Raw genomic sequence first — 429 nt, forward strand, 5'->3', positions numbered from 1 at the left:
CTGCCCTCCTCCATCAGCGGACTCACCATCGACCCGAAGGACATGGTTCCGACACTGCGGGCCGTTGCCGAGGACGGCAACGCGTTCGGCCGGGTTCAGGACGCGCTGGTGACGTACACCGCGCAGAGGGTCGACACGTACGACGGTTCGGCGTTTCTCCATGACGGGGGAGACGGCTCGCCGAGCAGGGATCTCGCCGCCTTCGTCCAGCAGTCCAACCAGGCCGTGGGACACATGGACGCGATCCGCGCGGATGTCATCTACCAAGCGGGCGAGGACGAGAAGAGCATCAACAACTGGAACAAGTCGATCCAATACCACGTGATCGGAGCACCGGTCTCCGGTATTCCCCTGGCCGGGGACACCTTGCAGCGCCTGGTCGACCTCGGGACGACCGAGTACATGAACAACCTCAACACGGAGGTGGAC

The 429-nt window shown here is 63.9% G+C and carries 1 pseudogene; it reads left to right on the forward strand.

From position 1 onward, the window contains the following. Positions 1–429: pseudogene (locus RNB18_RS52550) on the forward strand (DUF6571 family protein); the annotation flags it as partial.

The sequence above is a fragment of the Streptomyces doebereineriae genome, from assembly GCF_031845645.1.
In the GTDB taxonomy this organism is placed as follows: domain Bacteria; phylum Actinomycetota; class Actinomycetes; order Streptomycetales; family Streptomycetaceae; genus Streptomyces; species Streptomyces canus.